Genomic DNA, 23,039 nt, shown 5'->3' on the forward strand with positions numbered 1-23,039 from the left:
GTTTAACGGAGGGTGGCGGGAAATCCGTCGCGGGATGAGCGAAATATTTCGGGTTCGGCGCGCGGATGTGTCGCTTGCTGTCGGCTTTCAAGCAGCGGCGAGCTGCGCGCGTGCCGTGCCCGATCGTCAGATCGTTCGGCACCGCCGGCAGGTCGGCAACAGGAGCATTGATCGCGCTCCGGCCCCTGTCGCGATCGGTGTGTGCTGCTTCCGAGCGCCCGCCATTCGAGCCGATGACGAGCGTCACGAATTCGATGCGTTGCCGGATTCCGTGGCAATGGCCGGCTCGGTCGCAGCCATGTTGAATGCGGAATGGAGAACGTGACGAGATTTCCGCGCACTGGCGTTCCCTCCATCACGAGCTGCCGGACGGCAATCGTCCGAGCCTGTTCGTGACCGTCACCCCAGCTCGAACGACGTCACCCCGAACACGCGGTCGATCGCGATCGCGGGCGCTTCCTTCGTATACATCCGTGCGGTTTCGAAGACGCTCGACATGCCGTGCCGTTCCGCCAGCGCGACGGCCGCGGGATTCGTTTCCGGCACGTCGAGCACGATCACCTCGCCGGGCATGCGCGCCGCCAGCGCGCGAAACAGCCCCGTGGCGACGCCGGCGTCATCGGCGAACAGCGGGCCGATCTTGCAGCCGGCGTTGCAGCGGCGCACCACGCCGTATCCGGTGATGCGACCCGCGTCGACCGTTGCGAGCGCAACGGCATCCGGCTGCGCGAGCCACGCGGAGACGAAACGCGCGCGCGGCGCAGGAAAACACTGGCGATCGTACGCCAGCAACTGCTCGAACGGGACCTCGGCCGCCGCGGCCGCGTGCGCGCATCCGATGCCGTCCACGTGCCCCTGATAGCGGATGTTGCGATACGCGAGCCGGAACCCGGACTTCCGGTAGTTCGCCTGTTGGGCCACGACACCGTCAAGACCGACATTGCGGTCTCCCAGGTAACGCATGCCGTGCTGCCAGATTCGCATGCCGAAGCCTTTGCCGCGAAACCCGGGTTTCACGATGTACAGACCGATGAAGCCAAAGCGTTCGTCATACGCGACGGCAGCAAGGCACGCGACCGGATCGCCACGCCACACGCCGACGAAAAAACCGGCCGGGTCCGCTTCCCTGAAACACGGCGGATCATGCAGGCCGGGGTTCCACCCTTCGGCTGCCGCCCATTCGACCGACATGGCCACCTCGTCGGCCGACATGGTGCGCACGATCAAGTCTTCGCTTCGATCCATGATTCGCCTCCGTCGCGGCACTCGAGATCGCCGCCAACCGATTCGCGAGCGTGACGCGTCGTCACGCCACGCCAGTTACTGGCTCCCCGCCGCGTCGTGCTTCTTCTGAAACCTCGCCGGCAGCCGCCAGTTCCCGCTGCGCCGCAACCCGTCGACGAATTTCACGCGCTCGTCGGGCGTCAGCGTCGCCGCGAAATCGACGATGCTGCGCTCGACCTGCCGCCGCAACGCACTATCGGCCGCCCGTGTCCGATCGAGCGCCGCGTCGATCGCCGCACGATCGAGTTGCGGCGCCGCCAGCAGATCCAGCACCGTGATCCGCCCGTCACGCCCTTCCCGCGCGAAATCCCGACCTTCGTTGCGCGCCGCCTTCAGCGCCGCCGCAAACGCTTGCTGACGCGCGTCGGACAATTCGTCCGCGGCGAACCGCAATGCCGTGCGCTGTCCCGGCATCCCGGCCCCATCCAGGCCACGATGCGTCGAAAACCACTGATACGCGCCGCCGCCGATCGCGCCGAGCATGAACACGTTCAACACGACCGACCCGACGAGCATGAATTTCCAGCCGCGTTCGCTCATTCGTCGCCTCCGTCGATGCCCGGGCCGCCGAACGTCGTCGTCAGGTAGCCCGGTTCGTGTTGCGCGATCGGCGCGCTGCCGAGCATCAGCATCGACACGGCCACCGCGCCCGCCAGCGCGCCGGCCAGCCCGACACCGGCGAACGCCGCGCCCGACCACCACACCGTGCCCCGGCGCCGCGCACGCTTCGGCGCGGGCGCCGAAGCGACGATGCGTTCGACGAGCGCCGGCGCGGGCGGCGCGACCGTGTCCTGCATGAGCCAGGCATCGAGCGCGGCGGCATCGTCGAGCGCGTCGAGCGCGTCGTGCGGATGCGCTTGCGCCCACGCTTCGGCCGCCGCGCGTTCGTCGCGCGGCCAGCGCCGCGCATCCGAGCCGTACGCGGCGACGATGGTACGGAATCGTTCGGGTGTCATCGCTTGTCCTCGCTAGGTGGGTCGCCGGCCAGTTGCGCGCGCAGGTTGCGCCTCGCGCGCGCGAGCAGGCTTTCCAGCGCATCGACGGTGATGCCCATCAGGTTGGCCGCTTCAACGTTCGACATGTCCTGATAGTACTGGAGCACGAGCGCTTCCCGCTGCCTGGGCGGCAACGCGGCGAGCGCCTCGCGCACGCGCGCATCGCGCGCGCGCAATTCCGCGTGCGCGGCCGGCTCGGGTTGCGGGTCGGGCACGTCGGGCAGCGTGTCGACCGGCTCCTCGCGCCGCCCGCGCAACCGGTCGTAGCACAGGTTCAGCACCACGCGATGCAGCCACGTGTCGAAGCGCGCTTCGCCGTCCCGCCAGCGCGGCGCGTGATGCCAGATCCGCAGGAAGGTTTCCTGCGCAACGTCTTCGGCTTCGGTCCGGTCGCCGAGCATGCGCGTCGCGAGCGCAAGCAGGCGCGGCAGCTTGCGTGCGACGAGCACGCGCACGGCCGACGTGTCGCGCGCGCCGACCCGCGCGACGAGTTCCGCGTCCGGATCGGCGTCGCTCAACGCGGGCTGCTCCGCCATGCGCGGCGCGCCCGCCGCATGCTGCCGGCGGGCGTGCCCGCCGTCCGGCTGAAGCTCATCGTCGTGCTCTCCTTGCATGCGTCGGGCCGGCGCCGCACGGCGCGATGCCGGCGCGTCCGCGGCGCGTCGCGCGCCGTGTCCGGTGTCCGCCCGGCCGGTTTCGTCGACATCCGGTTCGAACGGCATATCGATCCTGTCGATCGCCAGCCGGCCGGCGCGATCAATATACGACGACCGGCGCCGGCCGGTAATACACCGGACGCGCCGGCACCACGACGCAGCCGGCCAGCACGACGGCCGCGGCTGTCAGGATCACGATGGTTCGAAAAGGCATGGCTTAACGGATGAGGTTGTGTGGAAGTCCCGCCGCACCGGCGCTGCACGCCGCGCGGCGCCCGGCGCGTCACGCCCAGTGACCCGGCACCCAGTGCCAGTTCGGGCCGCGCGCGGCCCAGTGCCCGGGCACCCAGTGATAACCGACGCGCACCGCTTGCCAATGCCCGGGGATCCACACGTAGCGGCCCCGCCGCCAGTGCCAGTGGCCCTGGTCCCATACGTAGCCCGCGCGCGGCGCCGGCATCACTTCGACGCGCGGCGGCGGCGGCGCGACCGGCGCGACGATGACGGCCTGCGCGAATGCGGCGGAGGTCGCCAGCGCGGCCACGCATCCCGCGGCAAACCGTAATGAAATGGAAAGTTTCATGCAAGACTCCGAAGCGTCGTGTAGCGAACGTGATGGCCGGACGTGGCCGTTCGTTCGTTAAACGACGCATGCGGAAAAATCCGTCGCGACGCGAATAAATTTCCGGCGCGCCGGCAACGCCGCGCTCACCCGGCGACAAATCGGGCCCGGGCGTGGACGACCGTCTGTCACAACCCGGCAAAACTGCGCTTCGACAATGCGTGTCACCGGGATCCCGCTCGTTTCCGGCCCACGCCCCGGACGCGCTCGCGCACGGCCGGGCGGTTCCGCATTTCGCGTGTCACTCAACGAAAATACGATCATGTCGAACCAGGACAACTTCCCCGCCGAGTCGAACGAGCCGGCCGCTTCCGTATCGCGTCGCGGCTTCCTGAAACTGGCCGGCGTCTCCGGCCTCGCCACCGCCGCGGGCGGGCTCGCGGCCGCCCGTGCCGCCGGGTCGAACCCGGACGGCACCCCCGAACAGGTGCACCTGACATGGGGCAGCGACCCGGCGTCGGAAGTCGCGATCTCGTGGGCATCGCTCGCGCCGGCCGTCAATCCGCGGGCGCGGATCGTCGCCGACGGCGAACCGGCACGCACCGTGCACGGCGTGCAGCGCCTTTACACCGACGGCCTGAACGGCGAAACGGTGTTCACGTACCACGCACGCGTGCACGGCCTGAAGCCGAACACGCGCTACCGCTACGAACTGACGGCCGACAACGACAGCAACGCCGCGCAGCCGTTTGCCGCGACCTTCACGACCGCGCCGCGCGGGCGCGCACCATTCCGCTTCACGAGCTACGGCGACCTCGCGACGCCGAACGGCGCATGGGTGCTGTCGTCGCCGCAAAGCCGCTTCGCGGTGCAGGCCGTCGAGCAGTTCCAGCCGCTGTTCCACCTGCTGAACGGCGATCTCTGCTACGCGAACCTGAACCCCGCGCATCAGCCGGAGGTGTGGCGCGACTTCGGCAACAACAACCAGACGTCGGCCGCGAACCGCCCGTGGATGCCGTGCCCGGGCAATCACGAGATCGAATTCAACAACGGCCCGCAGGGCCTCGACTCGTACCTCGCGCGCTACACGCTGCCGGAGAACGGCACGCGCTTTCCGGGCCGCTGGTACAGCTTCCGCGTAAGCTCGGTGCTGTTCATCTCGCTCGACGCCGACGACGTCGTGTACCAGGATGCGGCCGCGTTCGTCGGCGGCCCGGCCCCGCTGGTGCCGGCCGCGAGCACCGGCCGCGCGCCGATCGAACCGGGCACGTCGTTCTACGTGCGCGGCTACAGCGACGGCGTGCAGACGCGCTGGCTCGAGCACACGCTGCGTCAAGCGTCGCACGATGACGGCATCGACTGGATCGTCGTGCAGATGCACCAGGACGCGCTGAGTTCGTCGAAGACGGGCAACGGCTCGGACAAGGGCATTCGCGAGGCATGGCTGCCGCTGTTCGACCGTTACGGCGTCGACCTCGTGCTGTGCGGTCACGATCACGACTACGAGCGCAGCTACCCGGTGCGCGGCTGCAATCACCGCGCGGGCGTCGATGCATCGACCGGCGAAGTCGTCGAGACGCTGCAGCCGCGTCCGGTCGGGTCGACCGATCCCGAGCGCACGACCTTCGACACGAGCCACGGCACGATCCACCTGATCCTCGGCGGCGGCGGCACCAGTGCGCCGCTCGACGTGTACGGCGAGAACCCGGCGACCGGCTTCGCGCAGGCCAAGGTCTTCACGAAGGCGAACCGGCCGGTGCCGGGCACCGCGCCGAACACGTTCGTGCGCAAGCCGGCCGATGCGCTGGAGGATGCGATCTGGTCCGCGCGCCGCGATACGGGCACCGGCTACGGGATCGCCGTGTTCGACCACGATCCGGGCAAGCCGGGCGGCCACACGACGATCACGATGCGCTACTACCATGCGCCGGGCGCGGATCAGCACCCGAGCGCACAGTACGAGCTGTTCGAGACGATCGAGCTGAGCAAGAAGCGCCGCGAACGCTGATGCGACGGCCGCCCGCGGCGCGTGAGCGCGCGGCGGGCGGCCGGGGTTGGCGCGTGCGGAACGGCGCGCGCGACGCGCTGATGGAGACGGCGAATACGTGACGGGCCGCGCCATGCGGACCGGCTGCGTCCATTCGACCGCCGCACCTTGCATGCGCACCGGCGCGCCAGCTTCCACCGCAAGCCGCGTTGCCGCTTCCTTGCACCTAGCTTCGCGATTCCAGCGCGATACGCACGGCCAGTCCGGCCAGCACGGTCCCCATCAACCCGCGCTGCACCCGCGCCCAGACGGGCCGACCGGCAAGAAACCCCGCGATCGAGCCGGCCATGCTCGCGATCAGCGCATTCACGCAGACACTGACCGCGATCTGCACGCAGCCCAGTGCCAGCGATTGCGCGAGCACGCTGCCGTGCCCGGACGCAATGAACTGCGGCAGCAGCGACAGGTACATCACCGCGATCTTCGGGTTCGCGAGGTTGGTGACGAAGCCCATCGTGAAGAGCCGCACGCCGCTGTCGTGCGGCAGTTGCCGCACCTGGAACGCGGAGCGACCGCCCGGCTTGAGCGCCTGCCACGCGAGATACGACAGGTACAGCGCGCCGGACAAACGCAGCGCGTCATACGCGTACGGCACGGTCAGCACCAGCGCGGTAATGCCGAATGCCGCGCAGAACATGTAGAACACGAACCCCAGCGCGACGCCGCCGAGCGACACCAGCCCCGCACGGCGGCCCTGGCAGATCGAGCGGGAGATCAGGTAAAGCATGTTCGGGCCGGGCGTCAGGGCCATGCCGAGCGATACGAGTCCGAAAGCAATCAGGGTGGGCAAGGCCGGCACGGCAGTCTCCTTCGGGGCGATGAAGTCGGGGCGAGTGTCCAGCAATGTATTGCATGTCGGTGTCTGTCGGCATGAATAAACTGCAAGTCATGCATGAGCGCGCTTCACCCCGTCATCGCGTCGTTCCGCTACTTGCCCTTTTTCGCGCGTGCCTGCATCGCCTTTCCCGCCTTCGCGCGTTGCGCGTCGACCAGTTTCACGAATGCGTCGGCGACCGCGTTGCCGCTCGCATTCCACGCCAGCCGCACGGAACGGTGCAGCCTGGGCGACAACGCCAGCACCCGGCCGCCGAACCGCGTATAGGTGAGCGTGATGCGCGGGACGATCGACACGCCCATTCCCGCCTCCGCCATCGACAGAATGGTCCGCATCTCGACCACGTTGAACGCGGCGCGAAGCGACGCACCGTTGCGCGCGAAGTAATCCGCGATGACTGGCCCGCACCCCGCCTTCGAAAAAATGAACGGCATCGTCGCCAACCGTTTCGCCGACACGCTCTCGCGGCCGTCGAACATGCCGTCCGCCGCCACCGCGACGAACTCCTCGTCGAGCAACGGCAGGTTGTTCGCGAAGGTCTTCGTGCCGGCGACCACGCCGATGTCGGCGGTGCCGTCGTCGAGCCACCCTTCGACTTCCGCGTCCGTGCCTTCGAGCAGCACGGCCGTCACGCCCTCATGCGCCGCCTTCAACGCTTCGAGCGCGGGTACGACGAACGCGAGCGAGACGCTCGGCAGCGACGCCACCACCAGCCGACCCTCGAGCTTGCCGCGCGCCAGGCCGAACTGCTGGCGCAGCGTCTGCGCTTCCCGGACGACGTTCTGTACGTACGGCCACAGGCGTTCGCCGGCAGCGCTCAGGACGACCGGCTGGCGGTCGCGCAACAGCAGCTTGACCTCGGTGATGTCCTCCAGTTCGGTCAACGCGTGGCTGATCGCGGATTGACTGCGACTGAGCCGGTCGGCCGCGGCCGTCAGCGAGCCGAGTTCGACCACGGCAGCCAGGGCCTGCAACTGCGCAAGCGTCATCTCGCCTCCTTGTTGCGGTGCATGTATTTTTCACATGATAGAGCGACGCATCATGAATTGGATTGAACAGGGGCAACGCGCTTCGATGGCGCGCCGTCCCGTGACCTCGCCCGATGCCCCGCGCCGCGCTCGGGCAAGATTCAGCCTCGAATCATGTCGAACGCCGTCGCCGGACACGCGCAGGATTGCGCCGGCGCCCGCGCCCGTCCAAGCCCCGTCCGTCGCGCCTTCAGCTCTGATCCCCAAGACGCGTTAGACTGTCTCGATGGAACAATGCCGTTATTGCCAGAGAATCCGCGATGAATGGGATTGCCACGGGGACGAATGCCGCCGGGCAATCGCGAAGGCACTGCGCCGGCAGCGCGCGGGCCTGCCGATGGTGCCCGATCGCATCCGCAACGAGCTGCCGTCCGGCGCGCCCACCCAGCAGGTGATCGCGGTCCTGTCGCGCCAGCGCCTGCGGGCGCGCCGCGGCAACGAGGAACGCCGCGAGCGCAAGGAAATCGACGACGCCGACGGCGTCTGATCCGCCAACGCCCCCCGCCAGCCGCCCCACCTGCCGGTGCCCCGTCACCGGCGTTCGCCACGCGCGGTGTCTCGCCGCCCCCGGCCCACCGCCAGTTTGCAATTCCCGCAACGCGGAACGGGGACGGATCGAACTTATGTTGGAATTGTTGCCTCACCGACAATGATCTTTCGCTGGAATCCACGTTTACCCTGAATCCAGCGACGCCTACGATGTAATCAATCGCTTACGACATGGTGTCGCCGGCGAACCCAATAGAACATCGGAGGTCATCATGAAATCGCTCGCTTCCGCAGTCGTCGCCGCTGTCGCCCTGTCCGCTTCGTTCGGCGCCTTCGCCCAAAGCACCGTGACCCGCGCCCAGGTGCGCAACGAACTCGTCCAGCTCGAAAACGCCGGCTACAAGCCGAGCCAGTCGAGCCCGTACTACCCGGCCGACATCCAGGCCGCGCAAGCGCGCGCGCACGCTGCCGACAGCAGCGGCTACGGCGCGCAGCCGGCCCCGGTCGTCCAGGGCGGCGCACCGGCGGTCAAGGTGCGCAACACGCGCGACTCGGTCTACTTCGGCCACTAAGTCGGCCGCCGCGCGCATCGCGCGCGGTCCGCCCGGATCCAGCGAGCCCGTCCCGTGACGGGCTCGCCGCGTTTTTGCCGCGCGCCGGGCCGGCCTGCCGTCAGCGGCTGCCCTCCGCCGCCACGCGGCCGCCGTCGTCCGTGGCGATACCGCCACCCAGCAGTTCCTGGTAACGCACGCACGTGCGCTGCGCGGACGCCTTCGCCGCGTACATCGCCGCGTCGGCCTTGACCAGCAGTTCCTCGGCCGACGCGCCATCCGCCGGATATTCGCTCACGCCGATGCTCGCGCCCACGGCCAGATGCCGGTCGCCGAATTCCAGTTCCTCGGCCATCACGACCTGGATACGCGACGCGATATCGTCGATCACCTCGGGCGATCGCACGTCCGAGATCAGCACGATGAATTCGTCGCCGCCGAGCCGCGCGGCCATGTCGCCGCCGCGCAGCGCGAGGCTCAGCCGTTTCGCGACCGCGACGAGCGTGCGATCGCCGGCCGCGTGCCCGTGCTGGTCGTTGATCTGCTTGAAGCGATCGAGATCGACGAACATCACCGCCAGCCCTTCGCGCACCGCGGCCGCATGCCGGATCGCGGCATCGAGATGCTCCATGAACAACAGGCGGTTCGGCAAGCCGGTCAGCGGGTCGTGACCGGCGAGGTGCGCGAGCTCCAGCTGCTTCGCGCGCAGCATCGCGACCTGCGTGCGGATCTCGACGCGCATGCTGTCGAAACAGCGCGCCAGCACGCCGATCTCGTCGGCCCGCGCGACGGGCAACCGTTCGGCGGCCGGATCGTCGAACACGTGGGTCGCTGCGCGCGCGAGCATCTGCAAAGGCCGCGTGATCGCACTCGCAAACAGGATCGCGAGGATCACCGCCGCCACGCTCATCAAGAGCACCATCCGGATGATCCGCTCGCCGAGAATCCCGGCCGGCGCCAGCACCTCCGTGAGCGGACGCGCCATGCCGAGCACCACGAAGCGGTTGCCCTCGTTGTTGCCGAACGGCGTGCGCACGAACGCGAACATCTGGCCCGGTGCGGCGTCGGGCTGCTCGAGACCGTTGAGCGCCACGTTCGTGCGCGCCCCGACGAACAGCAGCCGCGTGTCGGGGAAGCTGTCCTGCATCAGCACGCGGTGCCCGCGATCGAAGCCGAAGATCTGCGACGGATCGGGGTGCACGAGGAAATCGCCCCATTTGTTCGCGAGATACACCACGTAGTCTGGCGGCAGATCGCGTTCGAGCCGGTCGAACATGCGCGTCAGCTCGACGTCGACGACCAGCGCGCCGACGACCCGGCCGCGTTCGTCGACCACCGGCGTGCCCACGCGCAGGATCGGCAGCCCTTCGGCCGCATGCGAGCCGGTCTCGTGGTTAATCGCGATCGGCGACAGGTAGATATGACCGGGCGCCGTCGCAAGCGTATCGAATACGTAAGGAAACTGCCCTTTTTCCTGGAATGCACTCTCCGGCAACACGACGATGCCATGCGTGTCGCGATCGACGCGGATCCGCTCGAGCCCGAAATCCCCGCGCGCGATCAGCCGGATCTGCAGGTACTCGGGGTGGTTCTTCATGAAGCTGTAATACACCTGTTCGAGCCGCGTGCGCGGCGCGCGATCGGCGCCTTCCCCGCTCGCGACGGACGCCGACGCCGGCAATTGCGCGAGCACGAGCACATCGTCGGCCACGTCGGACAGCGCGGTCGTGAAGCGCTGTCCGAGCAAGTGCGTCGACATCAGCAGGCTGTGCTGCGCTTCCTGCACGAGCATCGTCCGGTTCGCGCGGTAGGTGTAGTAGCCGGTCGTGCCGGACGCGATCACGCCGATGCACGCGAACAGCATCGACAGCTTCCACGTGAGCCCGAGCCTGATCATTTTTCGAACCGCTCCGGCCGGTCGCCCGACACGATGCGGCTCCATAGCGACTCACGCCGCGCGATGTCCTCGACCGGCTGGATCCAGACGAGGTGCTGGTGGCCGGCCTCGAGACCGGGTGGCGGTTGGAGCGTATTCGCGAGCCCCTGGCGTTCGGTCAGCAGCACGCCGATCGCCGGTTCGAGCATGTAGTTGATCCACGCGAACGCCAGTTCGCGATGCTCCGCGCCGCGCGTGACGCCCCAGCAGTCGAGCCACGCGAGCGCGCCTTCGTCCGGAATCACGTAACCGACATCCGCACCGGCGCGTCGCAGCTGTTCGACCTGCTGCGTGCCATAGTTGCCGAACATCAGTGCCGCGCGATGCTGGACGAACAGTGTGGTCGCCTCTTCCGGAAGCGTGTAATACGTGAGCAGGTTGCGCCGCAGTTCGACCAGCTTGTGCGCGACGGCAAGCGTTTGTGCGGGCGACAGGCGAAACGGGTCGGAATAGCCGAGCGCGAGCGCGGTGAACGAAAAATTATGCTGCGCGCTGTTGAAGTCGAGCACCTTGCCGCGGTAACGCGGATTCCAGAGTTCCAGCATCGAGCGCGGCGCGACCGGCACCTGCTTGCGATCGTAGATCAGTCCCATCGACGAATACGTGAACGGAATCGCATAGGTCGAGCCGTTGCGCACGAGTCCGCCGATCGTCGCGAGCTGCTGGAAATTCGGCAGTTGCCGCCGGCGGTTGGGGACCTGCAACAAGTCGATCGGCGTGAGCAGGCCGTCGCTCGCATAGCGCTGGATCTCGGCCGTGTTGGCCGCAAGCACGTCGTACGGCGGCGGCGACGCGCTGTGCATCCGCGTCCACAACGCTTCGTCGGAATCGACGAAGGTTACTTCGACGTGCACATGAAAGTGCGTCTCAAATGCATTGACGACATCGTTGTCCGCGTAGCCGGGCCACGCAAGGACACGCAGTACGTTGTCGCCGACGGTCTCGGGAGAAGCGGCGCAGGCAGGCAGGCCCTGCCAGCCCAGCGTCAGGACGACAAGCCACCGGCACGCGGCGCGGCGCGCACGCCGGCGCGCGCCGATTCCCCTGATCAATCGGTCCTCGTCCGAATTCCCCGTATGCATTCGACTGTCCTTTTTTTAGTCGATGCTTGATCGTGCAACAAGACCACAAAAAATATCGCCGCGCAATTGGAACAAGCCGCACGCGCATTGCATCCGCCCATTCGGAGCGCGTCATCCATGTACGCGTTCGATCGCATCTCGCTGCACGCGCGCGAACCCGGCCACGCGGACGGAGAATCATCAGGTGAAAGGCAAGACGCGACGTGTGCCGGCTCCGCTTGCAGCCACGGCGCCACGCGGCATGTACTGCGTATGCGTTCGGAGCGTTCGATGCGTTCGGCGACGCGCGTCATCCATCGCGTCGTGTCGACACCTCAGCCTGCATGCGCGTCGCGCCGTCGCATGCGCATCCACGCCACGCAGGCATGAACGCCGCGATCACGCGCGACGGATGCGCACGCATCGGCATCGCCACGACAGCGCGACCGGCCGCGGCCGTTGCGCTTTCCTTTTCGGGCCGCTCGTCGGACAATGACGCGCGCCCGCCGGCGCGGCGCCGCATCGGCCCCGCGCGAGCGGCACCAAGCATGCTCCGCCCGCGCCGATGAAACGCTACGAAACCCTCGCCCAGACGATCGCCGACGAAATCCGCAACGGCAACCTCGCGGTCGGCACGCGCCTGCCGTCGCTGCGGCAGATCATCGCGCAGCATGGCGTGAGCCAGTCGACGGTGTTTCGCGCGTACTACCTGCTCGAACAGTGGGGGCTGATCCGCGCACGCGAGCGTTCCGGCTATTACGTCGCGCCGGGCGCAGGCCCGGCGGCGAACCCGCCCGCGAAACGCCGCGCGAGCCGTGCCGGCGCCACGCGCAAGGTCGACATCAGCGACCTCGTGTTCTCGGTGCTCGACGCCGCGACGCAGCCCGGCATCGTGCCGCTCGGCTCCGCATTTCCCGCGCCGCAGCTGTTTCCGCTGCCGCGCCTCGCGAAATCGCTCGCACAGGCGACGCGGCTCGTCAGCCCGTGGAGCACGGTCGTCGACCTACCGCCCGGCAGCGAGGCGCTGCGCCAGCAGATCGCGCGGCGCTATCTGGCAACCGGTGTCGCGCAGCCCGTCGACGAGATCGTCGTCACCAACGGTGCGCTCGAAGCGCTGAACCTGTGCCTGATGGCCGTCACGCGGCCCGGCGACGTCGTCGCGGTCGAGTCTCCCGGCTTCTATGCGGCGCTGCAGGCGATCGAGCGGCTCGACCTGCGCGCGGTCGAGATTCCCGTCGATCCACGCACGGGCCTCGATCTCGATGCGCTCGCGAACGCGCTCGACCGGCACGACATCCGCGCGTGCTGGTTCATGACCAATTTCCAGAATCCGACCGGCGTCACGCTGTCGCTCGACAAGAAGCGCGCGCTCGTCGAGCTGCTGGCCGCACGCGAGGTGCCGCTGATCGAGGACGACGTATACGGCGAGCTGCATTTCGGCCCCGACTACCCGCTGCCCGCGCGCGCATTCGACCGGCACGGCCTCGTGATGCATTGCAGTTCGTTCTCGAAGACGCTCGCGCCCGGCTACCGGATCGGCTGGGCCGCCGCCGGCCGGTTCGCGGAGAAGGTGCAGCGGCTCAAGCTGATGACCACGCTGTCGGCGAGCATTCCCGCGCAGGCCGGCATCGCGAACTATCTGGAGCACGGCGGCTACGATCGTCACCTGCGCAAGCTGCGCGGCACATTGCAGGCGCAGCTCGCGCGCATGGACGACGCGCTGCGGCGCTGGCTGCCGCCCGGCGTCGAGTGGGTGCGGCCGGACGGCGGGTATTTCCTGTGGCTGTCGTTTCCCGACGCGATCGACGCGATGGAACTGCACCGCCAGGCGATCGCGCGCGGCATCAGCTTCGCACCGGGGCCGCTGTTCTCGGCCGCGCACGGCTTCGAGCGCTGCGTGCGCGTGAACTTCGGCCATCCGTGGAGCCGCGACATCGAGCGCGCGATCCGCGTGCTCGGCGAACTGGTCGCCGGGCCGGCGGTACGCAAGTCAGGCTGATCGCACCTCTTGCGCACGCTGCGCGCCGCCCGCATCACGTCCATGCAGCGAAGTCGCGCGCGGGTTACATTGCTGATCCCGCCGCTCCTTCACGATTGCCCATGAGCCAACTGCCCTACCTCGATCACGACGCGTTGCTGAAACTGGCGGCCGAAGCGGCGCACGTTACGCAGCCGTGCACGTGCACGAGAACCTCGCTCGCCGGCTGGACGACCCTGCCGCTGTCGCTGCAGGACACGCAACTGACCGAAGTGGCCACGCTTGCGCCGCCCGGCGAGGCCGAGCCGAGCTTCGACGAATATCATCCGGCCGGCACGCGCTATGCGTCGGACGACGCGCCGATCGTACCGCGCCACTTTCCGTACAACCGCTGCAACGTCAGCCGCTGCGTATCGTGCGGCCGGCTTTATCTGCGCTATCAGGAAGGCGGCGGCTACTTCATCGACCAGCGCATCCGCGCGCTCGATCCGGCGTTGATCGTCGACGCACCGGCGCAAGCCTGAACCCGACGCGGGGCATGCGCAACGCATGCCCCGGCACACAACGGCGCGCCCCGCCGATCTGCTGCGCCCTTTCCATTCCGATCTGCGCCGTTTCCGCTCCGATCTGCTGCGCCCTTTCCGCTCCGATCTGCTGCTTGTCCCGCCGCCCTGCGTTCCCTACGCTGTCCCTGTTGCCCGACACCCGTCGCAACGTCCCCTCCCGAGCGGCGCGCGCCCCTGCGCCGCCACTCCTCTCGCGTATCACGTCATGTACCGATATACCGAATTCGACCGGGCGCTCGTGCACAGCCGCGCCGCCCAGTTCCGCGACCAGCTCGAACGCTGGCAGCACGGCACGCTGAGCGAGGATGCGTTCCGGCCGTTGCGCCTGCAGAACGGCTGGTACGTGCAGCGCCATGCGCCGATGCTGCGCGTGGCCGTGCCATATGGCGAACTGTCGAGCGCGCAGCTGCGCGTGCTCGCCCGGATCGCACGCGACTACGACGTGCCCGACGACGCCACCTACCGCGCCGCGTGCGACGCGCAGGCGCAGCTCGGCACGCTGCGCCTGCCGACCCGCAACGCGCACTTCACGACCCGCACCAACGTGCAGTTCAACTGGATTCCGCTCGCGCAGGCGGCCGACGTGATGGACCTGCTCGCGACCGTCGACATGCACGGGATCCAGACGAGCGGCAATTGCATCCGCAACATTTCGTGCGACGAGCGCGCGGGCGTCGCGCCGGACGAGATCGCCGATCCGCGCCCGTTCGCCGAGGTGATGCGCCAGTGGACGACACTGCATCCGGAATTCGCGTTCCTGCCACGCAAGTTCAAGATCGCGATCACCGGCGCGGCCGAGGACCGTGCGGCGACCGACTGGCACGACGTCGGGCTGAAACTCGTGCGCAACGACGCGGGCGAACTCGGCTTTCGCGTGAGCGCCGGCGGTGGCATGGGCCGCACGCCGCTGATCGCGACGCTGCTGCGCGCGTTCCTGCCGTGGCAGCAGGTGATGAACTACATCGAGGCGATCGTCCGCGTGTACAACCGCTACGGGCGGCGCGACAACAAGTACAAGGCGCGCATCAAGATCCTCGTGAAGAGCGAGGGACAGCGCTATATCGACGACGTCGAGGAAGAATTCCGCCAGATCGTCGAGCATGACGGCGGCCCGCACACGATCCCGCAGGCCGAGTTCGACCGCATCGCGGCATCGTTCGTGCCGCCGCGCCTCGCGCCCCGCGCGCTCGACCTGCAGGACGCCGAAGCGCGCATCGCCGCGCACGCGAGCCGCCATCCGGCCTTCGCGCGCTGGCTCGCGCGCAATGTCGCCGCGCATCGCGACCCGGCGCTGCGCATCGTCACGCTGTCGTTCAAGCGCCGCCTGCAGGCGCCCGGCGACGCGTCGCCCGAGCAGCTCGACGCGCTCGCCGAACTCGCCGAGCGCTTCTCGGCCGGCGAGGCACGCGTCACGCACACGCAGAACGTGGTGCTGCCGTGGGTGCACGTCGACGACCTGTTCCTGCTGTGGGAGCATGCGCGCGCGATCGGTCTTGCCAGCGCGAACGTCGGACTCCTGACCGACATGATCGCGTGCCCGGGCGGCGATTTCTGCGCGCTCGCGAACGCGCGCTCGATCCCGATCGCCGATGCGATCGCCGAGCGGTTCCAGGATCTCGACATGCTGCACGACGTCGGCGACATCGACCTGCACATCAGCGGCTGCATCAACTCCTGCGGCCATCATCACAGCGGGCACATCGGCATCCTCGGCGTCGACAAGGACGGCGCCGAGTGGTACCAGGTGACGCTCGGCGGGTCGGACGGCTCGAGCGCGAGCGGCCCCGCGCGGCCGGGCAAGGTGATCGGCCCGTCGTTCTCGGCGGACGAGATCGTCGATGTCGTCGACGCGCTCGTCAATGTCTATCTCGACGCGCGACTCGACGCCGACGGCCGCAGCGAACGATTCATCGACACGGTGCGCCGCATCGGCGCCGAGCCCTTCAAGGCCGCGGCCAACGACGCCCGTCACCAGGCGGAGCACGCATGAAACCGACCGACCAAAGCTCGAACGCACGCATCCGCCTGCTGACGCCGGCCGAACACGCCGACGATACGAACGCGCCGGACACCGCGACCCGCACGATCCTGACGATCGGCAACGACGAGGAACTGCAGCCGCTCGCCGCACGCATCGCGCAGGCCGAGCGCATCGACCTGCACTTCCCGTCCTTCACCGACGGGCGCGCATACAGCCAGGCGTATCTGCTGCGCAAGCGCTTCGGCTTCGCCGGCGACCTGCGAGCGACCGGCGACGTGCTCGTCGATCAGTTGCTGTTGATGGAGCGCACCGGGTTTTCGAGCGCGGTGCTCGGCGCCGATGCCGATCTGGCCGCCGCGCGCCGGCAGCTCGACCGGTTTCCCGGCTTCTATCAGCGCGATGCGAGAACGGCGGCGCCGCGGCAGGACGCGGCGCCGCAAGTCGAGACGCAAGCCGGGAAATGAAAACGGGCGGCCCGCAGGCCGCCCGTCCGATGAACCGCAAGCGCCGCGCCCGCCACGCAGCGGGCGCCGGCGTTCAGCGCGCCGCCACCGGCTTGCCGAACGCGCCGAGGATCTTCTTCTCGAGCGCGATGTAGTCGTGGCCGAAGTGGTGGTCGCCGCCCGTCTTGATCACGTCGGCACCGGTGTTCGCGAGCGCCGGACACATCGTGTCCTTCTCTTCCGCGCCGTAGAAGCATTGCACGAGCTGCGGCGGCACCTTCGCGATTTCCGGCGCGACCTTCATCGCCTTGTCGCTCGCCGGCATCCCGAGCCAGCCCGTCACGCGGATCTGGAAATCCGCCGCCGGCGCGAAGCCGAGCAGCGACATCACCGCCACCTTGTCACGCAGGTCGGCCGGCAGCCGGTTGTACGCGAACGGCATCACGTCCGCGCCGAACGAGTAGCCGACCAGCGCCACGCGGTTCGCATGCCAGCGCGCCATGTAGGTGCGCATCACGCGCGCCAGGTCGCGGCTCACCTGTGCAGGCGGCTTCTCGCTCCAGAAGTAGCGCAGGCTGTCGATGCCGACCACCGCCACGCCGTCGCGCTGCAGCGCCTCGGCGATCGTCTTGTCGAGATCGCGCCAGCCGCCGTCGCCCGAGATCACGATCGCGAGGCGGTCGCTGCCGCCCTTGGCCGGCAGCTCGACGAGCGGCAGGTCCGACACGTCGAGCTCGTCGGTGCTGCTGGTGTCGTGCAGGTGCGACGCGACGAGCGACACGAGCTTCGCGGTGTCGCCGGCCGTGGCCGTTTCGACGAAACCCGGCATCGCGCGGCGCACGATCGTCGGATCGGGCGGGCACGGCTTGAAGCGCGCATCGAGCTTCGCCGCCGGCGCGACCGACGCGACACCGGCGATCGTGTTCTCCGGCGCCATCGACAGGATCTGCTTCGCGATCGCGCCGCCCTGGCCCACGCCCGCGACGATCGGCGTGTAGTAACGCGCCGATTGCGCGAGGCGTTCGAGCTGGTGGCTGACCGCTTCGGCATCGCCGTCGAGGTGGTGACAGGTTTCCTGCTTCGCGGCGAGGTTCGCCGCATAGCGCTCCGAATCCACCCCGACCGTCATCGCGCCCGCTTTAGCGAGGGCGTCGGCCGCCTGCTGGTCGGCGGCGCCCCAGCCCCGCCCGCGCGAGAACAGCACGACGAAGCCGCGCAGCGGGCCGCCCGGCTTCGTCACGGTCACGGGGCCGTAGCGGCCGCCCGACACGGTTTCCGGTTTCGCCGCGGCCTGCGCCGCGAACGCCGCGCCGGCCAGCATCATTCCCGCGCAGGCGACTGCCGCCCGCGCGATACCCTTCTTCAACATCATGAACGCCGACCTCCAGCCAGCAGGGACAGATCCGCGAGCGTGACGAACACGCCGACCGAGCCCGAGGCCGCGAGATAGCGCGGCTCCCAGTGCGGCTCGAACTTGCTCTTGAATGCGCGCAAGCCGCGGAAGTTGTAGAAGCGGCCGCCGAAGCGCCAGACCATCAGCCCGAACCGGTGCCACGGCGACGGCATCTTCGCCGCCCCCATCCCCGAGAACGGTGCGATGCCCAGGCTCAGCTTGCGGAAGCCCGCTTCCTTCAGATGCAGCGCGAGCTGCGTAAACAGATACTCCATCGCATACGGCGACGCGTCCGGCAGATGACGCATCACGCCGACCGTCGCCTCGGTGTTGAGGTCGGTCGTCATGAACGTGACGAATGCGATCGGCTTGTCGGCCTGGCGCACGAGCATCACCGATTGCGTCGCGAGATAGCCGTCGTGGAACGCGGCCACCGAGAAGCTCTTCTCGCGCGCGTCGCGGCTGTCGAGCCAGCCATCGGAGATGTCGCGCAGCGACGGCAGCGCGGCCGGCACGTCGCGCGGCGCGATCACCTCGACCGTCAGCGCGTCCTTGTCGCCGCGGCGCAGCGCATAGCGCAGGTGCGACCGGTTCGAGCCCTTCAGGTCGAAGCGGTCGAGCGCGATATGCGCTTCCTCGCCGAGCTTCATCAGCGTGAGCCCCGCGTCGAGATACAGCGGCAGCGCGTTCGCGCGCACCTGGTAGAACGCCGCGCGGCCGCTGTGCGCATGCGCCAGCGCGATGAACTTGCCGATCAGCGCCGGCCATTCCTCGCGCGGGCCGACCGGATCGTGCAGCGCGGCCCACGTGCGACCGTTCTTCGCATACATCAGGAACGCGCGGCGCGATTCGGAGAACAGGAACGACTTGTCGCCCATCAGCGCGAGGCCCGCATCGCTGCACTCCTGCGCGCGGATGATCTGCTCCGCGTCGATCAGGTCCTGCTCGGCGGGCTTCACGAAACGCCCGGGCGCCGGCCGCAGCAGTTGCCACAGCGCGAACATCGCGACGAACACGCCGGCCGCCAGCGTCGCGCGCAGCGCCCGCGGCGCGCGCTCGTCGAACGCGAAATGCGACCACAGATCGCGCGTGTAAGGCACGTCGCGGAACGCGAAGCACAGCACCCACACGGCGAGCACGAGCACCATCGTCACTGACACGAACCAGCTCACCGTGAAGCGCTCGGCGAGCAGCGACGAATGCCGGTTGAAGCGGCGGCGGCTGACGAGCAGCAGCACCAGCAGCGTGCCGAGCACGCCGGCCTCGACGAACGCGAGGCCCTTGGCCAGCGACAGCGCGAGGCTCGCGAGCGTCAGCGCGAACGTCATCCACCATGCGCCGTCGAGCCGGCGCAGCAGCCCGCGCGCGACGAACAGCAACGCGACGCCCAGCACGCTGCAGATCACCTGCGAGCCTTCGAGCACCCACAGCGGCACGATGTTGCGCAGGATCGCGATCCGGTGCCAGAACGCGGGCGTCGCGCTCGAGATCACCAGCATCCCGCCGACCGCGAAGGTCACGAGGCTCAGGAACAGCGGTGCCAGTTGCGACACGCGCGCGGCCTGCCGCGTCACGAGCCGGCGGCGCAGCGCGCGGCCCTCGAACCCGGCCAGCAGGCCGGCCGACAGCACGAGCGGCACGCCGAAGTAGATCGCGCGATAGGCGATCAGCGCGGCGACCATCGCGTGCGCGGGCACTTCGCGGCCCAGCGTGAAGACCATCGCAGCCTCGAACACGCCGATCCCGCCCGGCGTATGGCCGATCATCCCGAGCAGCAGCGCGGCCGCGTACACGGTGATGAAAGTCGGCAAGCCGACTGGAGCGGACGGCAACAGCACCCACAGCGTCAGGCCCGCGGCCACGACGTCGAGCACCGCATAGACGACCTGGGCGACGAGGTCGCGCCGCGCCGGCACGTCGAACGCAAGCCATTTGAAGCGCGTGACGACCGGGCGCGCGGCGTTGCCGCACAGCATCGTCATCACGGCCAGCACCACGAGCAGCGCGGCGCCGCTCCACGTCAGCACGCCGGGCGCGACATGCAGCATCGCGGCGAGCGTCTGCGGCACGCAGACCATGCCGACCGCCGTCATCAGCACCAGTGCGAGCGCGAGCGTGCCGCTGGTGAAGACGGTCATCCGGCCGATCTGCGCGGGCGTGACGCCCGACACGCCGTACACGCGCGCGCGCACGGCGCCGCCCGTCAGCGCGCCGAAGCCGGTCGCATTGCCGAGCGCGGAGCCGGCGATCGCGCCGATCCACAGCGCGGCGCGCGGCACTTTCGCGGCGACGTAGCGCAGGCCGACCGCATCGCGGGCGACGAGCGCGAGATAGCTGAGGGCCGTCGCGGCCAGCGACGCGCCCCACTCGCCCGCGGACAGGTGGCGCAGTTGGCGGATCACCGACCGGTAGTCGACGGATTCGGACAGGTGCTGGAACACCACGATCAGCAGCAGGCCGATGCCGAGCGCGAGCAGCGGCGACAGCACGCGCTCATTGCGGATCAGCGTCGCGACACGGGCGATCGCTGCCGCGGCACGGCCGGGCTGGCCAGGGTGGCGGGAAGACATAGCGTGTTCAGTGGTGGTGCGTAGCTTGTCGCGGCGCAGGGTGGCCTCGCGGCGACGAATCTGGTTGTTCTGCGTGGGCGGTCGGCCTGGGACGAAGGCAGGCGGCGCCTGAATCAGAAATTACGAGTATACGGATTTTATATTACAGAATCTTTCGATCCCGTACTGAGCGGTTCGGGCGCGGCGGTCGCATCAACGACGCGTCAAATTCATGCGCAAGGTGCGCATCATACCGGGAACCGCCGGGAATTTTTCATCGAATGAATGACTTGCGACGCTTTTGGGAGAAATTCTCCCGGCCCGGCCGAGTCCGCGAGAGCAAACCCGCGACCCGCGCGGGATTCGGGGAATGGGGACGGATTGCCGTGCCCGCCTCATGGGCCCTTTGTCGCCCCGTCATCGTGCCAGTCGGCGCCGGCCCGCTCCCGCAATATGTCGATGAACGCGCGCAGCTTCGCCGGCGCGTGCTTGCGATTCACGTAATAGAGCCACATCGGCGGCAGCGTCCGGCACGCGCCCGGCAGCACCTCGACGAGCGTGCCGTCGCGCAGGTCCGCGTCGATGCGCTCGCGCATGAACGCGAACGCGATGCCGACACCCTCCCGCGCGGCATCGATCACCGCATCCGCGTCATTCGTCACGAGCACGCCTTCGGGATCGAGATCGACGTCGTGACGCCCGTCGTGCAGCAGCCATTTGTGCAGGCGCCCGCTCTCGGAGAACCGGAACCGGATGCACGCATGGCGCGCCAGCTCGGCGATCGACGCGGGCGTGCCGTGCCGCGCCAGATAGCCGGGCGAGGCGACCAGCGCGCAGGTCAGCGCGGGCGCGATCCGCACGCCGATCATGCCGGGCTGCAGCCGGTCGGCAAGACGAATCCCCGCGTCGAACCCCTCCTTCGCGATATCGACCAGCTCGTTCTCGTAGCGGATTTCGAGCCGGACCTTCGGATAGCGCGCACGGAACGCGGCCAGTATCGGCGCGATCACGAGCGATCGGGCCAGCGGCAGCGCCGTGACGCGCAACAGCCCGCCCGGCTCGCTGCGCACCTCCTTCAGCGCGTCGCGCGCCTGCATGACCTGCCGGTACGCGGGCTCCGTCTGCTGCCGGTAATGCTGGCCGGCTTCGGTCAGGCTCACGCCGCGCGTGCTGCGGTTGAACAGTTTCACGTTCAGCTCGCCTTCGAGCTGGCCGATCGCAAGGCTGACGGCAGCCGGCGTCAGGCCGAGCGCGGCGGCAGCACGCGTGAAGTTGCCGGCCGTCGCGACGCTCATGAACACGTGCAGCCCGGCCATCGGATCGCGTCTGCTCATCATTAAAAAAACTTGAAACTCCTTCGAGTGGAATGCCGATTCTCCCATATACAGGAACTACCTACACTGGCCCCGTCGTCTTCCACCGGAGCATCGAATGAATCCGCATCACAGCCCCGCCCTGCCGCTCGCAGCTGTCCGGCAGACGATCGAAGCCGCGCTCGCGCAGGCCGCGTCGCTGCAGGTCGCCGGTGTGTCGATCGCGATCGTCGACGCCGGCGCGAACCTGCTCGCATTCATCCGCACCGACGATTGCTTTCTCGGTGCGATCGACCTCGCGCAACGCAAGGCGCTGACGGCGATCCGCTTCCGCGCATCGACCGCCGCGCTCGGCGCGATGTCCGGCGACGGCCCGCTGCGCGGGATCGAGCACAGCCACGGCGGGCTCGTCACGTTCGGCGGCGGCGAGCCGCTCGTCGACGGCGACGGGCACTGCGTCGGCGCGATCGGCATATCGGGCGGCAACGTCGAGCAGGACGACGCAATCGCGCGGCATTGCCGCGATCGCTTTCACGCAACCTTTCCCACCTCGAGGTAAGCACATGGCTCAGAAACGCATCCTCATCACCGGCGCGGGCAGCGGCTTCGGCCGCGAAGTCGCGCTGCGGCTCGCACAACACGGTCACGCGGTCACGGCCGGCGTCCGCACGACCGCCGAAATCGACGCGCTGACGGACGCCGCCGCGCAGCGCGGCACCGCACTGCGCGCGGTGAAACTCGACGTGACGTCGGCCTACGACCGCGCCCGCGCGGCCGAATTCGAAGTCGACGTGCTCGTGAACAACGCGGGCGTCGGCGAAGCCGGCGCGCTGGTCGACCTGCCGGTCGAGATCGTGCGCGAGCTGTTCGACGTCAACCTGTTCGGGCCGCTCGAACTCACGCAGCAGGTTGCCCGCGGCATGCTCGCGCGCGGGCACGGCAAGATCGTGTTCGTGTCGTCGATCGCGGGGTTGATCACGGGGCCGTTCACGGGCGCCTATTGCGCGTCGAAGCACGCGGTCGAATCGGTCGCCGAGGCGATGCACGCGGAACTGGCGCCGCACGGCATCCGTGTCGCGGTCGTGAACCCGGGCCCGTACAGCACCGGCTTCAATGACCGCATGATGGAAACGCCGCGGCGCTGGCGCGATCCGGCCGTCCACACGGTGACGCCCGAGCGGCTGACCTTCCCGCTCGAGCAGCACGATCCGGAGGAAATGATCGCGAAGATGGTCGACGTGATCGAAAACGACGGCGGCGCATTCCGCAACCTGCTGCCGCAGTCGTCGGAAGCGTTCGTGCGCGCCGAGCAGGCGCGCGCGTGGGACCGGCAGCAGTGACGCAGGCCGGCGGCGGCAGGCGGGTCACGCAG

At 68.8% G+C, this 23,039-nt stretch carries 22 protein-coding genes; 10 read left to right on the top strand and 12 right to left on the bottom strand.

The genetic code is table 11. The features are described 5' to 3' along the window. Window positions 1-34: 34 nt before the first annotated feature. On the top strand, window positions 35-325 hold the full coding sequence (locus NQV17_RS20885) for a hypothetical protein (RefSeq protein WP_257773698.1): 291 nt from the start codon (window positions 35-37) through the stop codon (window positions 323-325). 74 nt (window positions 326-399) lie between these two features. On the opposite strand, the gene NQV17_RS20890 is transcribed toward NQV17_RS20885, so the two are convergent. The 5 genes from NQV17_RS20890 to NQV17_RS20910 all read right to left on the bottom strand — a co-directional run bounded on the left by NQV17_RS20890 (window position 400) and on the right by NQV17_RS20910 (window position 3,518). Next, window positions 400-1,245, bottom strand: coding sequence for a GNAT family N-acetyltransferase (locus NQV17_RS20890; RefSeq protein WP_257773699.1), 846 nt, complete (start codon window positions 1,243-1,245; stop codon window positions 400-402). Between the two features lie 75 nt (window positions 1,246-1,320). Further along, a complete protein-coding gene (locus NQV17_RS20895) occupies window positions 1,321-1,824 on the bottom strand; it encodes a periplasmic heavy metal sensor (RefSeq protein WP_257773700.1) in 504 nt (167 codons plus the stop codon). Continuing rightward, a complete protein-coding gene (locus NQV17_RS20900; RefSeq protein WP_257773701.1) occupies window positions 1,821-2,240 on the bottom strand; it encodes a hypothetical protein in 420 nt (139 codons plus the stop codon). Before NQV17_RS20900 ends, NQV17_RS20895 begins: the two co-directional genes overlap by 4 nt. Beyond that, window positions 2,237-3,001: an RNA polymerase sigma factor gene (locus tag NQV17_RS20905; protein ID WP_257773702.1), complete on the bottom strand. Its 765-nt coding sequence runs from the start codon at window positions 2,999-3,001 to the stop codon at window positions 2,237-2,239. Before NQV17_RS20905 ends, NQV17_RS20900 begins: the two co-directional genes overlap by 4 nt. Window positions 3,002-3,218: 217 nt before the next feature. Beyond that, complete coding sequence (locus NQV17_RS20910) at window positions 3,219-3,518, bottom strand: YXWGXW repeat-containing protein (RefSeq protein WP_257773703.1); 300 nt, start codon at window positions 3,516-3,518, stop codon at window positions 3,219-3,221. 301 nt (window positions 3,519-3,819) lie between these two features. Here NQV17_RS20910 and NQV17_RS20915 point away from each other — a divergent pair, with 301 nt between their 5' ends. Next, complete coding sequence (locus NQV17_RS20915) at window positions 3,820-5,505, top strand: metallophosphoesterase family protein (protein ID WP_257773704.1); 1,686 nt, start codon at window positions 3,820-3,822, stop codon at window positions 5,503-5,505. A gap of 205 nt (window positions 5,506-5,710) precedes the next feature. On the opposite strand, the gene NQV17_RS20920 is transcribed toward NQV17_RS20915, so the two are convergent. Both NQV17_RS20920 and NQV17_RS20925 read right to left on the bottom strand, forming a co-directional pair. Next, window positions 5,711-6,343, bottom strand: a complete 633-nt coding sequence (locus NQV17_RS20920; RefSeq protein WP_257773705.1) for a LysE family translocator — start codon at window positions 6,341-6,343, stop codon at window positions 5,711-5,713. A 128-nt stretch (window positions 6,344-6,471) separates the two neighbouring features. Then, window positions 6,472-7,368 carry a LysR family transcriptional regulator gene (locus NQV17_RS20925; RefSeq protein ID WP_257773706.1) on the bottom strand — a complete coding sequence of 299 codons (897 nt, stop codon included), beginning with the start codon at window positions 7,366-7,368 and terminating at the stop codon, window positions 6,472-6,474. Window positions 7,369-7,633: 265 nt separating this feature from the next. On the opposite strand from NQV17_RS20925, the gene NQV17_RS20930 reads away from it, so the two are divergent. Together NQV17_RS20930 and NQV17_RS20935 are read left to right on the top strand one after the other, a co-directional pair. After that, on the top strand, window positions 7,634-7,894 hold the full coding sequence (locus tag NQV17_RS20930; RefSeq protein WP_006760082.1) for a hypothetical protein: 261 nt from the start codon (window positions 7,634-7,636) through the stop codon (window positions 7,892-7,894). Between the two features lie 274 nt (window positions 7,895-8,168). Further along, window positions 8,169-8,468: a DUF4148 domain-containing protein gene (locus tag NQV17_RS20935; protein WP_257773707.1), complete on the top strand. Its 300-nt coding sequence runs from the start codon at window positions 8,169-8,171 to the stop codon at window positions 8,466-8,468. A 100-nt stretch (window positions 8,469-8,568) separates the two neighbouring features. Here NQV17_RS20935 and NQV17_RS20940 read toward each other — a convergent pair whose 3' ends face one another. Beyond that, on the bottom strand, window positions 8,569-10,344 hold the full coding sequence (locus tag NQV17_RS20940) for a diguanylate cyclase domain-containing protein (protein WP_257773708.1): 1,776 nt from the start codon (window positions 10,342-10,344) through the stop codon (window positions 8,569-8,571). Next, a complete protein-coding gene (locus NQV17_RS20945) occupies window positions 10,341-11,465 on the bottom strand; it encodes an extracellular solute-binding protein (protein WP_257773709.1) in 1,125 nt (374 codons plus the stop codon). The genes NQV17_RS20940 and NQV17_RS20945 overlap by 4 nt, the downstream gene beginning before the upstream one ends. Window positions 11,466-12,009: 544 nt before the next feature. Between NQV17_RS20945 and NQV17_RS20950 the strand changes: the two genes are divergently transcribed. The 4 genes from NQV17_RS20950 (at window position 12,010) to NQV17_RS20965 (ending at window position 16,433) form a co-directional block, all read left to right on the top strand. Continuing rightward, window positions 12,010-13,443: a PLP-dependent aminotransferase family protein gene (locus tag NQV17_RS20950; protein WP_044845719.1), complete on the top strand. Its 1,434-nt coding sequence runs from the start codon at window positions 12,010-12,012 to the stop codon at window positions 13,441-13,443. A 101-nt stretch (window positions 13,444-13,544) separates the two neighbouring features. After that, complete coding sequence (locus NQV17_RS20955) at window positions 13,545-13,946, top strand: hypothetical protein (RefSeq protein WP_257773710.1); 402 nt, start codon at window positions 13,545-13,547, stop codon at window positions 13,944-13,946. A 247-nt stretch (window positions 13,947-14,193) separates the two neighbouring features. After that, window positions 14,194-15,978, top strand: a complete 1,785-nt coding sequence (locus NQV17_RS20960) for a nitrite/sulfite reductase (RefSeq protein WP_257773711.1) — start codon at window positions 14,194-14,196, stop codon at window positions 15,976-15,978. Then, window positions 15,975-16,433, top strand: a complete 459-nt coding sequence (locus tag NQV17_RS20965) for a DUF934 domain-containing protein (RefSeq protein ID WP_257773712.1) — start codon at window positions 15,975-15,977, stop codon at window positions 16,431-16,433. The genes NQV17_RS20960 and NQV17_RS20965 overlap by 4 nt, the downstream gene beginning before the upstream one ends. Before the next feature lie 73 nt (window positions 16,434-16,506). Here NQV17_RS20965 and NQV17_RS20970 read toward each other — a convergent pair whose 3' ends face one another. The 3 genes from NQV17_RS20970 to NQV17_RS20980 form a co-directional block, all read right to left on the bottom strand. After that, window positions 16,507-17,784 (bottom strand): virulence factor family protein, encoded by a 1,278-nt coding sequence (locus NQV17_RS20970; protein WP_257773713.1) that lies wholly within the window; start codon window positions 17,782-17,784, stop codon window positions 16,507-16,509. Then, the gene (gene mprF / locus NQV17_RS20975) at window positions 17,781-20,375 is read right to left on the bottom strand and encodes a bifunctional lysylphosphatidylglycerol flippase/synthetase MprF (RefSeq protein ID WP_257773714.1); all 2,595 of its coding nucleotides are present in this window, start codon (window positions 20,373-20,375) and stop codon (window positions 17,781-17,783) included. Before mprF ends, NQV17_RS20970 begins: the two co-directional genes overlap by 4 nt. 374 nt (window positions 20,376-20,749) lie before the next feature. After that, window positions 20,750-21,688 (bottom strand): LysR family transcriptional regulator, encoded by a 939-nt coding sequence (locus NQV17_RS20980; protein ID WP_257773764.1) that lies wholly within the window; start codon window positions 21,686-21,688, stop codon window positions 20,750-20,752. A gap of 97 nt (window positions 21,689-21,785) precedes the next feature. Here NQV17_RS20980 and NQV17_RS20985 point away from each other — a divergent pair, with 97 nt between their 5' ends. Beyond that, window positions 21,786-22,226, top strand: a complete 441-nt coding sequence (locus NQV17_RS20985; RefSeq protein WP_257773715.1) for a heme-binding protein — start codon at window positions 21,786-21,788, stop codon at window positions 22,224-22,226. Window positions 22,227-22,230: 4 nt separating this feature from the next. Next, window positions 22,231-23,007 carry an SDR family oxidoreductase gene (locus NQV17_RS20990; protein WP_257773716.1) on the top strand — a complete coding sequence of 259 codons (777 nt, stop codon included), beginning with the start codon at window positions 22,231-22,233 and terminating at the stop codon, window positions 23,005-23,007. The last annotated feature ends 32 nt before the right edge of the window (window positions 23,008-23,039 follow it).

It is taken from the genome of Burkholderia sp. SCN-KJ (assembly GCF_024656005.1).
Taxonomy (GTDB): Bacteria; Pseudomonadota; Gammaproteobacteria; order Burkholderiales; family Burkholderiaceae; genus Burkholderia.

What these genes read in the sequence shown, in the direction of transcription:
- NQV17_RS20885 (WP_257773698.1), top strand. Translation starts at nt 35, where the DNA reads ATGAGCGAAATATTTCGGGTTCGGCGCGCGGATGTGTCGCTTGCTGTC.
- NQV17_RS20890 (WP_257773699.1), bottom strand. Translation starts at nt 1,245, where the DNA reads ATGGATCGAAGCGAAGACTTGATCGTGCGCACCATGTCGGCCGACGAG.
- NQV17_RS20895 (WP_257773700.1), bottom strand. Translation starts at nt 1,824, where the DNA reads ATGAGCGAACGCGGCTGGAAATTCATGCTCGTCGGGTCGGTCGTGTTG.
- NQV17_RS20900 (WP_257773701.1), bottom strand. Translation starts at nt 2,240, where the DNA reads ATGACACCCGAACGATTCCGTACCATCGTCGCCGCGTACGGCTCGGAT.
- NQV17_RS20905 (WP_257773702.1), bottom strand. Translation starts at nt 3,001, where the DNA reads ATGCCGTTCGAACCGGATGTCGACGAAACCGGCCGGGCGGACACCGGA.
- NQV17_RS20910 (WP_257773703.1), bottom strand. Translation starts at nt 3,518, where the DNA reads ATGAAACTTTCCATTTCATTACGGTTTGCCGCGGGATGCGTGGCCGCG.
- NQV17_RS20915 (WP_257773704.1), top strand. Translation starts at nt 3,820, where the DNA reads ATGTCGAACCAGGACAACTTCCCCGCCGAGTCGAACGAGCCGGCCGCT.
- NQV17_RS20925 (WP_257773706.1), bottom strand. Translation starts at nt 7,368, where the DNA reads ATGACGCTTGCGCAGTTGCAGGCCCTGGCTGCCGTGGTCGAACTCGGC.
- NQV17_RS20930 (WP_006760082.1), top strand. Translation starts at nt 7,634, where the DNA reads ATGGAACAATGCCGTTATTGCCAGAGAATCCGCGATGAATGGGATTGC.
- NQV17_RS20935 (WP_257773707.1), top strand. Translation starts at nt 8,169, where the DNA reads ATGAAATCGCTCGCTTCCGCAGTCGTCGCCGCTGTCGCCCTGTCCGCT.
- NQV17_RS20940 (WP_257773708.1), bottom strand. Translation starts at nt 10,344, where the DNA reads ATGATCAGGCTCGGGCTCACGTGGAAGCTGTCGATGCTGTTCGCGTGC.
- NQV17_RS20945 (WP_257773709.1), bottom strand. Translation starts at nt 11,465, where the DNA reads ATGCATACGGGGAATTCGGACGAGGACCGATTGATCAGGGGAATCGGC.
- NQV17_RS20950 (WP_044845719.1), top strand. Translation starts at nt 12,010, where the DNA reads ATGAAACGCTACGAAACCCTCGCCCAGACGATCGCCGACGAAATCCGC.
- NQV17_RS20955 (WP_257773710.1), top strand. Translation starts at nt 13,545, where the DNA reads ATGAGCCAACTGCCCTACCTCGATCACGACGCGTTGCTGAAACTGGCG.
- NQV17_RS20960 (WP_257773711.1), top strand. Translation starts at nt 14,194, where the DNA reads ATGTACCGATATACCGAATTCGACCGGGCGCTCGTGCACAGCCGCGCC.
- NQV17_RS20965 (WP_257773712.1), top strand. Translation starts at nt 15,975, where the DNA reads ATGAAACCGACCGACCAAAGCTCGAACGCACGCATCCGCCTGCTGACG.
- NQV17_RS20970 (WP_257773713.1), bottom strand. Translation starts at nt 17,784, where the DNA reads ATGATGTTGAAGAAGGGTATCGCGCGGGCGGCAGTCGCCTGCGCGGGA.
- mprF (WP_257773714.1), bottom strand. Translation starts at nt 20,375, where the DNA reads ATGTCTTCCCGCCACCCTGGCCAGCCCGGCCGTGCCGCGGCAGCGATC.
- NQV17_RS20980 (WP_257773764.1), bottom strand. Translation starts at nt 21,688, where the DNA reads ATGAGCAGACGCGATCCGATGGCCGGGCTGCACGTGTTCATGAGCGTC.
- NQV17_RS20985 (WP_257773715.1), top strand. Translation starts at nt 21,786, where the DNA reads ATGAATCCGCATCACAGCCCCGCCCTGCCGCTCGCAGCTGTCCGGCAG.
- NQV17_RS20990 (WP_257773716.1), top strand. Translation starts at nt 22,231, where the DNA reads ATGGCTCAGAAACGCATCCTCATCACCGGCGCGGGCAGCGGCTTCGGC.